The organism is Sphingomonas sp. SORGH_AS_0950 (assembly GCF_030818415.1).
Lineage (GTDB): Bacteria > Pseudomonadota > Alphaproteobacteria > Sphingomonadales > Sphingomonadaceae > Sphingomonas.
In genome coordinates this window covers 4041479-4057207 of the sequence record NZ_JAUTAE010000001.1, presented here as the reverse complement: position 1 = coordinate 4057207, position 15729 = coordinate 4041479, and the positions used below count along the sequence as shown (strand labels likewise).

The 15729-nt window shown below is 67.2% G+C and carries 2 protein-coding genes and 1 pseudogene; all 3 read right to left on the bottom strand.

The window, feature by feature from the left end:
- Positions 1–306: 306 nt before the first annotated feature.
- Positions 307–12318: pseudogene (locus tag QE385_RS18345) on the bottom strand (hypothetical protein); the annotation flags it as partial.
- A gap of 1434 nt (positions 12319–13752) precedes the next feature.
- The gene (locus tag QE385_RS18340; RefSeq protein ID WP_307104343.1) at positions 13753–14082 is read right to left on the bottom strand and encodes a PilZ domain-containing protein; all 330 of its coding nucleotides are present in this window, start codon (positions 14080–14082) and stop codon (positions 13753–13755) included.
- On the bottom strand, positions 14082–15728 hold the full coding sequence (locus QE385_RS18335; RefSeq protein WP_307104340.1) for a hypothetical protein: 1647 nt from the start codon (positions 15726–15728) through the stop codon (positions 14082–14084). Before QE385_RS18335 ends, QE385_RS18340 begins: the two co-directional genes overlap by 1 nt.
- Between the last annotated feature and the right edge of the window lies 1 nt (position 15729).

Sequence of the window (15729 nt, the reverse complement as noted above, 5' to 3'; positions counted from 1 at the left end):
GCTCTCGCCGAAGGTCAGCGCGCCTACCCTTGCAGTGCTGTTGCTGTTCCCCGCGAAATCGATCGCCTTGCCGCCATGATCGTCGGCAACCCAGTTGGCGTTGCTCAGCACGATGCTCTGCGTCCCGCCAATCGCGGTGGCGGTATTGCCCGATCCTTCCGAAAAGCTCCAGCCGGCGATCAGGCTGGCATTGGCATAGGGCGTTGCCGCGCCGGGCGTGCCCGCATCGCCGCCAGAGGCGACGCCCGTCGCGAGGCTCGCGTTCACGCCGGAGCTGGACCCCGCCCAACTCGCGGTATCGGTGCCCCTGCCACCAATGAGGGCGTCCGCTCCCGTGCCGCCGATCAGGATGTCGTCCCCGTCGCCGCCGAACAGCACGTCGTTGCCGCCGCCGCCGACCAGCGTGTCGTTGCCCGCCGCGCCGTCCAGCGCATTCACCCCGCCATCACCCGCCAGATAGTCGGTGAAGTTGGACCCGATCAGGTTTTCGACATTCGTGATCTGATCGTTACTGGCCCAGCCACCCGATGCCTTGGTCGCCCCATTGCTGTTGGCGCCCAGATCGACCGTTACGCCGCCCCAGCTACTCGTTTCGATATAGGTCAGCGTGTCGATGCCTGCGCCGCCATCGATGCTGTTCGCATTGTTGTTCGCATAGATCAGGTCGTTGCCCGCGCCAGCCTGGAACCCATAGAGTTCCCGAGTCCCCTTCAGAATGTCGCTATATGCGGAACCAACTAGGATTTCGAAGTTGCTCGTGATGTCTGCGCCAGCGCCGACGGTATTGCGCGGCAAATATTGCCAGACATTATTTGACCACCCGTTATAGTTCGCGACTACGCTGACACCACTGGTCGCGCTGGCATAGCTCAGCGTGTCGGTGCCTGCACCGCCATCGAGCGTATCGTCGCCCGCACCGCCGTCGATCACGTCGTTGCCTGCGTCGCCGCTGATCTTGTTGTTGTTCGCATCGCCGGTCAGCGTGTCGTTGAACGTCGATCCCCACAGGCTTTCGATACCGGTCAACGTGTCGCCAGCGGCATAGCCACCAGATGCGGTTCTGGCGGTCAGGTTGATCGTAACGGCCGCATTTGACCGCAAATAATTGACCAGATCATTGCCCGCACCGCCATCGAAGACGTCATTCCCCGCGCCTGCGACCATGACGTCGTCGCCCGCGCCGCCCTTCAGCACGCCGCCCGAATCAGTAGCGTAGAGATAATCGTTGAACGCCGAACCAATGACGTTCTGGATATTGACCAGCGTGTCGCCCTGCGCATCGCCACCGACACCCTGACCGGCATTGGCATAGGTGCCGTTGACCAGGCTCAGATTAACCGACACGGCCGCACCCGATGCGGAATAATCGGCCGTGTTGCTGCCCGCGCCGCCGTCCAGCGTATCGGCGCCGCCCAGGCCCGCCAGCACGTCGTTACCGTCGCCACCCAGCAGGGCGTTGGCGTTGGCGTCGCCGGTCAGCGTGTCGTCAAAGGCGGAGCCGGTGACATTCTCGACATTCTGGATCAGGTCGCCCTGCGCGTCGCCGCCCAGATTGACGTTGGTGGTCAGGTTGACGGTGACACCCGTCAGCGAGGCGACATAGGTAATGGTATCGGTCCCGTCGCCGCCGTCGATCGTGTCGTCTCCGCCCAGCCCCACGAGCGTGTCGTTGCCTGCACCGCCGCGCAGGACGTTGCTGCCACTATTGCCGGTCAGCATGTCGTCAAGCGCCGAGCCGGTCAGGTTCTCGATCCCGGTCAGCACGTCGCCGGACGCATCCCCCGTTGAGCTTTGCGCCGTCGCCACCCTCAGATCGACGGTCACGCCCGCGCCGGACCCGGCATAGCTCGCCGTGTCGCTGCCCGTGCCGCCGTCGAGCGTATCCGCGTCTGCGCCGCCCTCCAGAACGTCGTCGCCCGCGCCGCCGGTCAGGGTGTTCGCCCCCGCATTGCCGGTCAGGATGTCCGCCTGCGCCGAACCGAGGATATTCTCGAAATTGCTCAGGATATCGCCCGATGCGTCCCCACCCGACAGCTGCGCCGTGGTCAGGTTCAGGTTGACCGTGACGCCTTGCGCCGAATTGACGTAGGACACGGTGTCGATGCCGTCCCCGCCATCGAGCGTGTCCGCGCCGCCCAGCCCCTCGATGATATCGTTGCCGGCAAAGCCCTTGATGATGTTGACGCCGCCGGTGCCGGTCAATGTGTCGGCGTTACCGGAGGCGTAGATGCCTTCGAGCCCGGTATAGGTATCGCCCTGCGCATAGCCGCCCGACCCGACACCTGTGGTGAGGTTCACGGTCACGCCGCCGTTGCTGTATGCATAGTTGACGAAATCGAAGCCGGCGCCACCGTCGATCTGATCGGCGCCGGCATTGGCGACCAGATTGTCGCCGCCGCCGCCGCCCTGCAACTTGCCTCCGCCTGCGGACGCGGCGAGAATGTCGTTATAAGCCGACCCGATCAGGTTCTGAATGTTGGCCAGCGTGTCGCCCTCGGCATCGCCGCCACGCCCCACCGCACTGGTGACCATCCCCAACGGGGTCGCGATCTGAAGATTACCCAGCGTGACATAGACCGCCGCACCCGAGGCGCTATAGTCGGCGGTGTTGCTGCCCGCGCCACCATCCAGCACGTCCGCGCCGCCCAGGCCCGCCAGCACATCGTCTCCGCCGCCGCCCTTGAGCAGGTTGACGCCCGCCGTGCCGGTCAGCACGTCGTTGCCGCTGCCGCCGGTGACGTTCTCGATCGCGATCAGCGTATCGCCATCGGCGTCGCCGCCCGACCCCGTGCCGGCCGTCAGGTTGATGGTGACGCCATTGGCCGAGGCGCTGTAATCCGCCATGTCGGTGCCGTCGCCGCCGTCCAGCACGTCCGCACCGCCCAGACCCGCCAGCACGTCGTCGCCCGCGCCGCCGCGCAGGATGTTGCCGCCGCCATCGCCGGTCAGCGTATCGGCATAGGCCGTGCCGATGACGTTCTCGACATTGGTGATGACGTCGCCCTGCGCATCGCCCCCCGATGCCGTCTGCGTCGCCAGATCGACCGTTACGCCCGCCGTCGAGCCGGAATAGTCGATGGTATCATTGTCGGCGCCGCCGTCGATCGTGTCAGCCCCGGCGCCTGCGACCAGCGTGTCGTTGCCCGCGCCGCCCATCAGCGTGCTGCCCGTCGCCGCCGCCGTCAGCCGGTCGGCATAGGCCGAGCCCAGCACCTTCTCGAACCCGCTGAGGATATCGCCCGACGCATCGCCTGCGGACACCTGCGCGGTGGCCAGGCCCATATCGACGGTGACACCGACACCCGACCGGGCATAGGACACCGTGTCGATCCCCGCGCCGCCGTCGAGCATATCGGCGCCACCGAGCCCCTCGATCACATCGTCGCCGGCGGCGCCACGGATATCGTTGCTGCCCGATGTGCCCGTCAGCGTGTCTGCGAAATTCGAGCCGTACAGAGCCTCGATCGCGATCAGCGTGTCGCCCGCCGCATAGCCGCCGCTGGCGGTGCCGAGCGAGAGATCGATCACCACCCCTGCCGTGGAGAGCGAGTAATTCGCGGTGTCGCTGCCGTCACCACCGTCCAGCACGTCCGCGCCGACGGCCGCCAACAGAATATCATTCCCACCGCCAGCGGACAGACGGCCACCCGACGCCCCTGCGATCAGATAGTCGCTGAACGCGGTGCCGATGACGTTCCGGATATTGCGCAGCGTGTCGCCCTGCGCATCGCCGCCCTGCCCCGAACCGGCCGTGATCGCACCGCCCGTCAGCTGGTTGGCGGTGATCGTCGCAGTCGACAGGTTGACCTGAACACCCGCCATGGACGCCGAATAGTCCGCCGTATTGCTGCCGGTGCCGCCATCCAGCACGTCCGCACCGCCCAGGCCGGCCAGCACGTCGTCGCCGGCACCACCCATCAGCACGTTGGCGCCCGCATCGCCGGTCAGCGTGTCGGCGTAGCGCGATCCGGTCAGGTTCTCGATATCGACCAGCACGTCGCCGGTGGCCTCGCCCGCGCTGCCCTGACCCGATGCAAGGCTGACCGCCACGCCCGCCGTCGCATTGGCATAGCTCGCGGTGTCGTTGCCCGCGCCGCCGTCCAGTACGTCCGCGCCCACGCCGCCTTCCAGCATGTCATCGCCCGCGCCGCCAACGAGCATGTTGGCACCGCTGTCGCCGGTCAGAATGTCGGCGAAATCGGAGCCGACGACCTGCTCGATCGACACCAGAGTGTCGCCCTGCGCATCGCCGCCGCTATTGGCGCCCGTCGCCAGATTGACCGTCACCCCCGCGCTCGAGCGGGCGTAATCGGCGATGTCCGTGCCGCTGCCGCCGTCCAGCGTGTCGCTGCCCGCGCCCGACACCAGCCGGTCGTCGCCCGCGCCGCCGGTCAGCCGACCGCCCGCCGCCGCCGCGGTCAGCACGTCGGCATAGGCCGAGCCGATCGCATTCTCGATCGAGACCAGCGTATCGCCCTGCGCGTCGCCGCCCTGCGCCGTCCCGGCAAGCAGATCGACCGTCACGCCCGCACCCGATGCGCTATAGTCCGCCGTGTCGCTGCCGTCACCGCCGTCCAGCACGTCCGCGCCGCCCAGGCCCGCCAGCACGTCGTCGCCAGCACCGCCGGTCAGCCGGTTCGCCCCCGCATCGCCGGTCAACGTATCGGCCATCGACGAGCCGACCAGATTCTCGATGCGGAGCAGCGTATCGCCCTGCGCATCGCCGCCGATGCCCGTGCCGCTGGCCAGATCGACGGTCACCGCCGCCGCCGACCCGGCGTAATTCGCCGTATCGCTCCCGGACCCGCCGTCCAGCACGTCGGCACCGGCTCCACCGGCGAGCAGATCGTCGCCCGCGCCACCGATCAGCGTGTTGGCATTGCTGTCGCCCATCAGCACGTCGTCGCCCGCCGAACCGATGACCCGCTCGACCGAGGTCAGCGTGTCGCCATCGGCATCGCCGCCCCGGCCGGTACCTGCGGCCAGATCGACCGTCACCGCCCCCGTGGAGGCGGAATAGTCCGCCGTATCGACGCCGCTGCCGCCGTCCATGGCGTCCGCGCCGCCGCTGCCGACCAGCAGGTCGTCGCCCTCGCCACCGCGCAGCACGTCGGTGCCTACATCGCCTCTGAGCACATCCGCGCCGGCATTGCCGTCCAGCGTCGATCCCGTTGCCGCCGCCGACAGGCTGTCGTCATAGGCCGAGCCGACGACCCGTTCGATGCTGGAGAAGCTGTCCCCGGTCGCGTCGCCGTCGCTCGCGGTGCCGGTTTGCAGGTCGATCGTCACCCCGGCGCCCGAGGTCGCATAATCGATCGTGTCGAAGCCGTCGCCGCCGCGCAGCACGTCCGCGCCGACACCGCCCCGCAGCACGTCGTCACCGATGCCGCCGTCCAGCACGTCATTGCCCGCGCCGCCGTCCAGCATGTCGTTGCCCGCACCGCCGGTCAGCGTGTTGGCGGCGCCATTGCCGGTGATCGTGTCCGCCTGCGCGGTGCCGATCACATTTTCGACATCGCGCAGCACGTCGCCTTCGGCGTACCCGCCATGCCCGACCGATCCGTCCAGTCCGACGACGATGCCAGCGGCGGAGCCGGAATAATCGACGGTGTCGTTACCGTCGCCACCCGACAGCGTGTCCGCACCGTCGCTGCCGACCAGGATATCGTCGCCCGCGCCGCCCAGCAGCGTCTCGGCACCGGCGGCGCCGACCAGTCGGTCGTTGAAGGTGGAACCAATGACCTTTTCGATCGAGATCAGGCGATCGCCCGCCGCATCGCCGCCAGCCCCGGTGCCGGTCGACAGGTCCACGGTCACGCCAGCGCCCGAGGCGCTATAGTCCGCCGTATCGAATCCGTTGCCACCGTCCAGCACGTCGGCCCCGCCCAGACCCGCCAGCACATCGTCGCCAGCGCCGCCCGTAAGGGTGTTCGCACCGTTGGTGCCGGTCAGCGTATCGGCCATCGACGAGCCGGTGACATTCTCGAAATTCGCGATCAGGTCGCCACTCGCGTCGCCGCCGCTCGCCGTGTTGGTCGTCAAATTGACCGTCACGCCGCTCTGCGACGTCGCATAATCGAGCGTGTCGATCCCGTCGCCGCCATCGAGCTGGTCCGCCCCGCCCCCGCCGCGGATGACATCGTTGCCGGCCCCGCCCAGCAGCGTATTGGCCCCGGCCGTACCGCTCAGCACGTCGTCGAACCCGCTGCCGACCACCGCCTCGACGCTGCGCAGCACGTCTCCGGCGGCATAGCCCCCGCTCGCCGTCCCCGCGGCAAGGTCCACCGTCACCGCCGCAGTGGAGCGCGAATAGTCGACCGTGTCGGTGCCCGAACCGCCGTCGAAGCTCTCCGCCCCCGCACCCGCATCCAGCCGGTCGTCGCCGCCCTGGCCAGACAGGACATGCGCATTGGCGTCGCCGACGAACACATCGCCCTGGTTGCTGCCGATCGCGGCCTCGATGCCCGAGAAGCTGTCGCCCTCCGCATCGCCGCCCTGGCCCGTGCCGCTCGCCAGATCCAGCGTCACGCCCTGCGTCGACGCGCTATAGTCGATCGTGTCGAAGCCCACGCCACCTTCCAGCGTGTCGGCCCCCGCGCCACCGACCAGTACGTCGTCGCCCGCGCCTCCGACCAGATGGTTGATGCCCGCATCACCGGTCAGCCGATCGGCAAAGGCCGAGCCGGTGACATCCTCGACGCCGGAGATGCGATCCCCCGTCGCGTCCCCGCCCGTACCCGTGCCGGTCGCCAGACTGACGCTGACCCCCGCACTGGAAGCGGAATAATCGACGCGGTCCGCCCCGGCACCGCCGTCGATGGTATCCGCACCGGCCCCGGCATAGATCACGTCGTTACCGGCACCCGCGACGATCACCGACCCCGCTGCCGCCGTGCGGATCACGTCGTCATGCGCAGATCCGATCGCATCCTCGATCGACGCCAGCACATCGCCCGTCGCATCGCCGCCGCTCGCCGTCCCCGCCGCAAGGTCGAGCGTCACGCCAGCGGACGAGGCGGAATAATCCACCGTGTCGCTGCCGTCGCCACCATCCAGCACGTCCGCGCCGCCCAGGCCCGCCAGCACGTCGTCGCCCATTCCGCCGCGCAGCACGTTCGCGCCGCTGGAGCCCGACAACACGTCGTTGCCGCTGCCGCCGGTAACGTTCTCGAACCCGCTGATCTGATCGCCCTGCGCATCGCCGCCCGCTGTCGCGCCGGTGGCCAGGTTGACCGTCACCCCCTGTGCGGAAGTGGTATAATCGAGCGTATCATTGCCGACGCCGCCGTCGAGCACGTCTGCCCCTGCGCCGCCGCGGATGACGTCGTTACCCGCTCCACCCGACAGCCTGTTGATGCCTGACGCGCCGACCAGCACATCGTCATAGGCGCTGCCCACCACGGCTTCGATGCCCGACAGGGTGTCGCCCTCGGCATCGCCGCCCAACGCCGTGCCGGACGACAAATCGACCGACACGCCCGCTCCGGAGGCCGAATAGTCCGCAGTGTCGACCCCGTCACCGCCCTGCAGCGTGTCGGCACCGGCGCCACCGACCAGAATGTCGTCGCCCGAACCGCCGCGCAGCACGTCATTGCCCGCTCCGCCATCGAGCCGATCGCTACCCGCTCCGCCCGACAGCGTGTTCGCCGCAGCATCGCCGATCAGCACGTCATCATTGTCGGACCCGGTCAGATTCTCGATCGAGATCAGGACGTCGCCCTCGGCATCGCCGCCATGGCCGACACCAGTGCCAAGGTCGACGCGCACGCCATCGGCCGATTGCGCATAGCTGGCGGTGTCGCGGCCATCGCCGCCGTCCAGCACGTCCGCGCCTGCGGCGCCGGTCAGCACGTCGTCGCCCGCGCCGCCCTGCAACGTGTCGGCCGCGTCCGATCCGGTCAGCGTGTCGTTGAACGTCGACCCCACGATCCGCTCGATGCTGTCCAGCACGTCGCCCTGCGCATCGCCGCCGCTGTTGACGCCGGTCGTCAAGTTGATCGTCACCGCCGCGCTCGACGCGCTATAGTCGGCGGCGTCGATGCCCGCACCGCCCTGCAGATCGTCCGCCCCCGCGCCGCCGATCAGCACGTCGTCCCCGGCGCCACCAACCAGCGTATTGGCCCCGGCATTGCCGGTCAGCACATCGCCATAAGCGCTGCCCAGGACGGCTTCGATGCCGCTCAGCCGGTCGCTCTCGGCATCGCCGCCCCGGCCGGTGCCCGCCGACAGATCGACCGTCACCCCCGCACTCGATGCGCGATAGTCTGCGGTGTCGAAGCCCGCGCCGCCCTGCAGGCTATCCGCCCCGGCGCCCCCGACCAGCAGGTCGTCACCCGAACCGCCGATCAGGGTGTCCGCGCCCGCACCGCCGGTGACGACGTCGTCGCCCGCGCCGCCGTCGATGACCGCGCCGCCGTCCCCGCCGGTCAGCACGTCGTCATGGGCCGATCCGATTAGGCTTTCGATGCTGGTCAGCGTATCGCCGGTCGCATCGCCGCCATCCGCGCGGCCCGCCTTCAGGTCGACGGTCACGCCCGCCGCGGAATTGGCGAAGCTCGCGGTATCGATACCGGCGCCGCCATCCAGCCGATCGGCGCCCGCGCCCGCGATCAGCACGTCGTTGCCGGCCCCGCCGGTCAGGCTGCTGCCCGACGCTGCCGCGCGGAGCCGATCGGCGAAGGCGGTGCCGATGACATTCTCGATCCCGCTCAGTCGGTCGCCTTCGGCATCGCCATATTGTGCGAAGCCGGTCGTCAGGTCGACCGCAACGCCGGCGGACGAGGCGGCATAATCGGCCGTGTCGATGCCGTCGCCACCCACCAGCGTGTCCGCGCCCGCCCCGCCGGTCAGCAGGTCGTCCCCCGCCCCGCCGGTCAGGACATTGGCGCCGCCATCGCCGGTCAACACGTCATTGCCCGACGATCCGGTCAGGTTCTCGATCCCCGACAGCGTGTCGCCTTCGGCGTCGCCGCCATGGGCGAGGCCCGTCGCCAGGTTCACCCGAACCGCCGCCGCAGACGTGGCATAGTCCGCAGTGTCGCTGCCGCTGCCGCCGGTCAGCACGTCGGCGCCCTCGCCACCGACCAGATCGTCGTCACCCTCGCCGCCGGTCAGCGTGTCCGCGCCAGCGCCGCCCAGCAGACGGTCGTCGCCGCTGCCGCCCGACAGGATATCGTCGCCGTCGTTGCCGATCAGCTCGTCGGCCCCCGCCCCGCCGTCGATCGTATCGGCCCCGGCCGTGCCGGTGATGCGATCGTCGAAAGAGGAGCCGATGACATGTTCGATCGAGACGAGCCGGTCGCCCTGCGCGTCACCGCCGCTGCCGACCGAGCCGTCCATGGCCATCGTGATGCCCGCGCTCGAATCGGCATAGCTGGCGGTATCGAAGCCCGCGCCGCCGTCCAGCGTGTCGGCACCCCCGCCGCCGGACAGCATATCGTCTCCCGCACCGCCCTCCAGCGTCTCGTCCGCGGCGCTGCCCTTCACCATATCGTTGAAGTCGGTGCCGACGACATGCTCGATCGAAATCAGCGTATCGCCGCCCGCCAGCCCGCCTGCGCCCGTCCCCGCTTGCAGGTCGACGGTAATCGCGGCGGAGGACGCATGATAGTCCGCGGTATCGAACCCGGCACCGCCATCCATCACGTCCGCGCCCAGCGAGCCCGTCAGCGTATCGTCGCCGCCACCGCCGTGCAGCTCGTCCGCGCGGTCCGAACCGCGCAGGCGATCGTTCCATGCCGAACCGACCAGTGCCTCGATGCTGTCATAGGCGTCACCCTCGGCGTCGCCGCCATGGTTGGCGCCACCGTCCAGCCCGATGTCGACCGCGCTCGTCGAGTCCGAATAATCCGCCGTGTCAAAGCCCGCGCCACCGATCAGCTGGTCGGCCCCGCCACGCCCGGTCAGCACGTCGTCGCCCTTGCCGCCGGTCAGCGTGTTGGCACCGCCATCGCCGCCCAGGTGATCGTCCAGGTCGGACCCGATCAGATTCTCGATGCCCGACAATGTGTCGCCCTGCGCACTGCCCCCCTGCCCGACGCTGCCGTCCAGCGAGACGGACACGCCCGCCGTCGAGCCGGAAAAATCCGCCGTGTCGATACCGCCGCCGCCGACCATCTGGTCGGCGCCCGTGCCGCCGACGAACCGGTTGTTCTGGTCGTCGCCGATCAGGACGTCGTCGAACGCGGAACCGATGATGTCCTCGATCCCGCTCAGGCGATCGCCCTCGGCGTCCCCGCCACGCCCCTGCCCCGTCGACAGGTCGACCGTCACCCCGGCGCTGGAGGCGGAATAATCGGCGATATCCTCGCCCGCCCCGCCTTCCAGCGTGTCGGCGCCCGCGCCGCCCACCAAGACGTCGTCGCCACCACCGCCCGCCAGGTCGTTCGCCCCCGCGTTGCCGACCAGCAGATCGTCATATCCACCGCCCAACACACGCTCGATGTTGATCAGCCGGTCGCCCATGGCTTCGCCAGTGGAGGCACGGCCGTCCAGATAGACGTTCACGCCGGCCGAGGCGTCCGAATAATCGGCGGTGTCGAACCCGTCCCCGCCGTCCAGCACGTCGGCACCCAGGCCGCCGACCAGCATGTCGTCGCCCGTACCGCCGACCAGCACGTCGTCTCCGGCGCTGCCCTTCAGCACATCGTCGAACGCGGAGCCGTGCACTTCCTCGATGCCGGTCAGCATATCCCCATCGGCATCGCCGCCATGGGACACTGACCCGTCGAGCGCGACCTGCACGCCCGCCGCGCTGTTCGCATAGTCGGCGATGTCATGGCCCGCGCCGCCGTCCAGCGTATCGGCGCCCGCGCCGCCCACCAGCACGTCGTCACCGGCCCCGCCGCTCAGGCGGTTCGCGCCCGCGTCGCCGGTCAGAACGTCGTTGAAGACGGAACCCGTGACATTCTCGACGTTGCGCAACCTGTCGCCGTCGGCGTCGCCGCCAACACCGGCCGTTCCGTCGAGATAGGCCGTCACGCCCGCGCGCGAGCCGCTATAGTCGGCGGTATCCACCCCGTCGCCGCCGTCCAGCACATCCGCGCCGCCCGCACCGACGAGATTGTCGTTGCCCGCGCCGCCGATCAGCGTGTTGGCCGTGTCGTCACCGGTCAGCACGTCATCGAAGGCAGAGCCTTCAAGCCCCTCGATCGAGACGAACGTGTCGCCCACCGCATCGCCCGTCATCGGCGATCCGTTGAGCGATGCCTGCACGCCAGACGCCGCACTGGCGTAACTGGCGATGTCGAAACCGTCGCCGCCCTTCAGCGTATCGGCCCCGGCCCCGCCTTCCAGAATGTCGTCGCCCTTGCCGCCGCTCAGAATATCGTCGGCGGCATCGCCGACCAGGCGATCGTTCAGGTCCGAGCCGACCAGAATTTCGATATTGGCATAGGTATCGCCCTCGGCATCGCCGCCATGGCTGACCCGCCCGTCGAGATAGACGCTTACGCCGACCTTGCTATCGGCAAAGCTGACGGTGTCGATGCCAGCGCCGCCGTCGACATGGTCCGCCCCGGCCCCGCCGGTCAGCACATTGTCGCCCGCATCGCCGTACAGATTGTCGTCGAACGCGGACCCGACCAGGTTCTCGATCCCCGACAGCTTGTCGCCTTCCGCGTCGCCGCCCCTGCCCGGCGTGCCGTCCAGATAGGCCGTCACGCCCGCGCTCGCGGTGGCGTAGCTTGCGGTATCGATACCATCGCCGCCGGTCAGCGTGTCGGCACCGCCGCCACCGACCAGCAGGTCATCGCCCTTACCGCCCTCCAGCGTGTCGTTCGCCGCCGCGCCATAGAGGGCGTCGTTGCGATCCGAGCCGATGACATGCTCGACGTTGACGATCATATCGCCCTCGGCATCGCCGCCATGGCTGGCGGTGCCGTCGAGGTGGATTTCCAACCCCTTGGTCTTATCGGCGGGCGGGGTCTTCTCGTTGGCGAAGGCATCGGCATAGGACACGGTGTCGAAACCGCCGCCGCCATCGATCTTGTCCGCGCCCTCGCCGCCCTTCAGCACGTTGTCGGCGTCGCTGCCGGTCAGCGTGTCGTCGAACGCGGTGCCGATGACATTCTCCACCGACGTGTAGCTGTCGCCCTCGGCATAGCCGCCCTTGCCGGTCCCCGCCTTCAGGTCGACCGTCACCGCGGCGTTCGACATGGTGTAACTGACCGTGTCGGTGCCGCCGCTGCCATCGATCTGGTCGGCGCCCGCGCCGGCGACGATCAGGTCGTTGCCGTCGCCTGCGTTGACGATATTGCCCGGCGGGTTCGAAAACAGCACATAGATCGGCGCGCCCGTGACTGGATCGACCGCCTTCATGTCGGCTTCGCCGGACACCATGTGGATGCCGAAATGCGTCGAAACGTCGACGGAATAGGTGTAATCGGCTCCCCCCGTGGACAGGCCCAGCGCAATCGGCAGAAAGAATTCGTTCTGGAATCCGCTGGATGCCACCGGCGTACCGAGTTTCGGCAGAACGTAGGTCAGCTGAACGTCGAAGGTGAAGTGCGTTTCCGTCGACGGATAGGTCACGGTCGCGCCCGTCGCGTCGACGCCCGAGGTGACGACCTTGATATTGCCCTGTTCGATCGAGATGACCCAACCCTTGTCGGTCTTGGTCGCGTTCTGGACCGAATAGCCGTCCGGCAGGGTGGGGACGAGCACCTGCTGCAGGGCGAGGCTGCCCGCCGGCACCATCGCCTCGACATGCAGGGTGCGCGAGCTGGTGCCGGACGGCGCCTGCGCCGCACTGTCCACGACGATCACGTCGTCGCTGCCGGTTCCCGAAATCGTCTCCCGCGCCGATTGCGCTCCATAGGATTTGTCGGTGGACGAACTGGCCGCGCCCGTCGATCCGGTGATGTGGTTCGCCCCGCTCTCCGAGGTCGTCTTGACGCCCTCCTGATTGTACAGGGTGAAGGTCAGCGTCGGCACGAGCTTGCCCAGCCCTATGCCCGTTCCCTTGTCGACGGTGTCCTTGGATTGCGAAGTACCAGCCGGGTTGCCGCTGCTGGGTGGGGGCGAGGAAGACGCGTTGGTATCGCTGATCTTCTGCGTCAGCCGTTGGCGATCCTCGTCCGACTTGTGTTGTTGCTGCTGCTTCTGGACTTCGGCCTGCTGGATCTGGGTGGCATCCTGCGGCTGGATCTGGGACTGAGCCTGAGCCTGCGCCTGATCCTCTTTGGTGGCGGACGGTTCCTTGCGCGGCTTAGCGGCCTTCTCATCGGCCTGATCCGACGAGAGGCTGACGTTGATCAGCGCGCTCTTATCGTTGATCTCGCCGACGGTATTGATGACCTGCGCGGACGTGATCGTCTTATCGTTGAAGACCAAGGTCGGCGTTTGCCCGGAGAAGGTCGCCAGGGCCATGCCGGGAATGACGACCCGGCTACCATCGGCGAACACCAGAATGAGATCGACATCGGCGATCTGGGCCGTGAACGACGCATAGGGAATTCCCAAAAGCGCCTTTCCATCGGGGCCCATTTGCACGACCTTCAAGGCATCCAGGGACGGGATATCGCCCAGCATCGCCGCTTCACCGTTACCCGGCATCGTCGTTTGCGACGCCGTGTTGGTCTTATCCGGTTTGCCTGCGCCCTGCTGCGCTGCCTTGTTCGCCTGAACCATTTTTGACCTGCCAGACCGATTGAGGTTAAATATCAAATAAAACGGGTGATCTCGTCATCATTCCGACAATGCCGCCCGTGTAATGCAATAGGCTTTTGGAGAAGACGCCGCCTTCGACGCGGATCAGGATATGATCGCGTCGAGTGACAACATCTCTCTAAAATGAACGCCATAGCCGCGCGGCGTGGTATTGACGATCACACCTTCCACGACACTTTCTCCTACCGACAATCGCACAAAGCCTCCCGCGCGATTGAGGAGATAGACTTGCGGCGGACGAAACAACGCCCCTTTGCTGGCAATATCCAGTATCTTTCCTTTCAGAACGATACCGCTCTCGATCAGTGTCAGACTGGCATCCAGCCGACATTCGAGCCGACGCTGAGATCGGGCGGCGGCATAATCCCGGTGGAAGACTTTCCAGACGACCGCCTTGGCGCGAGACATGCCCATCAATTTTTCCCCAGATTGTCGTTGATACGCGTCTCGGTGATATCGTCACGCAGACGCTCCGCACGTGCGGTCAGAACATTCATATGCGCACGGGCATGCTCAAGCTCGCCCCGCACGGTCGCCGCCATTCCGCTGGCTTCGATCATCCCGGCCAGCGCGGAAAGACGTTCGCTCTCCTGCGCCAGCGCATCGAGAAGCGTGGCCGCCTTGACCCGGTCGGCCGAGACGGCATTCCGAAACCGCGCGACCTCCCGCTGCAATTCCTCTTGGAGACGATATTGCCGTTCCATCGTCTCCCGGATCTCGATGGCGAACCGGCGATAGTCACGCTTCGTCCGGATTTCGTCCCGCCGCCTGCCAAAAGCCGCCAGAAGACGATGATGCAGCATTCGCGCATCGAAGCGCGTGGATGCATCGTCCTTCATGACCGGCCATTGCAGGGTTACGGGTTCCCGATCGAGCAAAGCTTCCCCGCATGCGAGAATTTGGTCGAGCGTTCGGACGATACGATCCTCGCGTTCATTCTCGGCATGACGCTGCTGCCAGGCCATTTCGCGCAGCGACGTCATCACGTCGTGCAAGTGGGCGCGGTCGAACCGAACCTCAGCGAAGAGCAATTCCATATCGGCCGCCAACCGAACCTGGTGCCGCCCCAGATCGGCCACGACATCGGCGATCGGCTGAAGCAGCGGTGTGGGGTCGGTAACGCGTGCCACCATGTTCGACAGGTCGGCCATGGCGTCGTGCAGACGGGACAATGTCACCTGTATCCCGAGGTCATTCCGCTGCCCCTGCTCCACCGCCTGGTGCAAGGTCGACAATTGACGCGCCGCCACGTCCATCGCGCGCACCAATGAAGGCGCGCCGGCCCCGACTACGCCTCGCGACTCCACTTCCGTGGCCCCTTCGAGGGTCGTGACGCTCGACAGCCAATGCTCATAATCGTCCCTTAGCGACTTGGCCGCCTTGGTCATGCAACGCTCGAGCGCACCAAGCACCATCGATGTGGACAGGCCGAAGAGCGAAGAACTGAAACCCACCGACATACCGCGCAGCGGGGCCTTCATGCCCTCGATCATCTTGCCGAAGCTGTCGCCGCCCGCCGTGCCGGAGACATCCATACCCCCAATCAGGTCACCCACGGACCCGACCGTATGCATCAGGCCCATGAACGCGCCGATCAGGCCCATGAAGACCATCAGGCCCGAGAAGTAGAGAATGACCGACTTCTGTTCGTTGATGCGCTGGTCGACGCTGTGGACGAGCGATTCCGCCACCTTTGACGGCAGATTGACGACCCCGTCCTTGGCGAGCTGTTCCGCGATCAGGCGATAGCCCTGTCCCAGCAGGTGCGGCTCATGGAAGATGCTCGCGGGCGTTTCGTAAACGCTGTCGTCCGCCTCCAGGATCGCGCTGCTCTGTTGCAGCGCACGCAGGGCCTGTACTTCGTTGCTCAGCGCCAGGACGTTGCGGAAGGCGATGATCGCAGCGACGGAAAATAGCGCAAATATCGACAGGTTCAGCGCCATCTTGGCCTTGATGCCCGCGATGACGAAGTCGTGCGCATAGACGCCGACGCCGATCATGATCGTCATGACCGCCGACATCTTGATGAGTTCGTCGCGTATCTGGCGTTTCATGGCCATG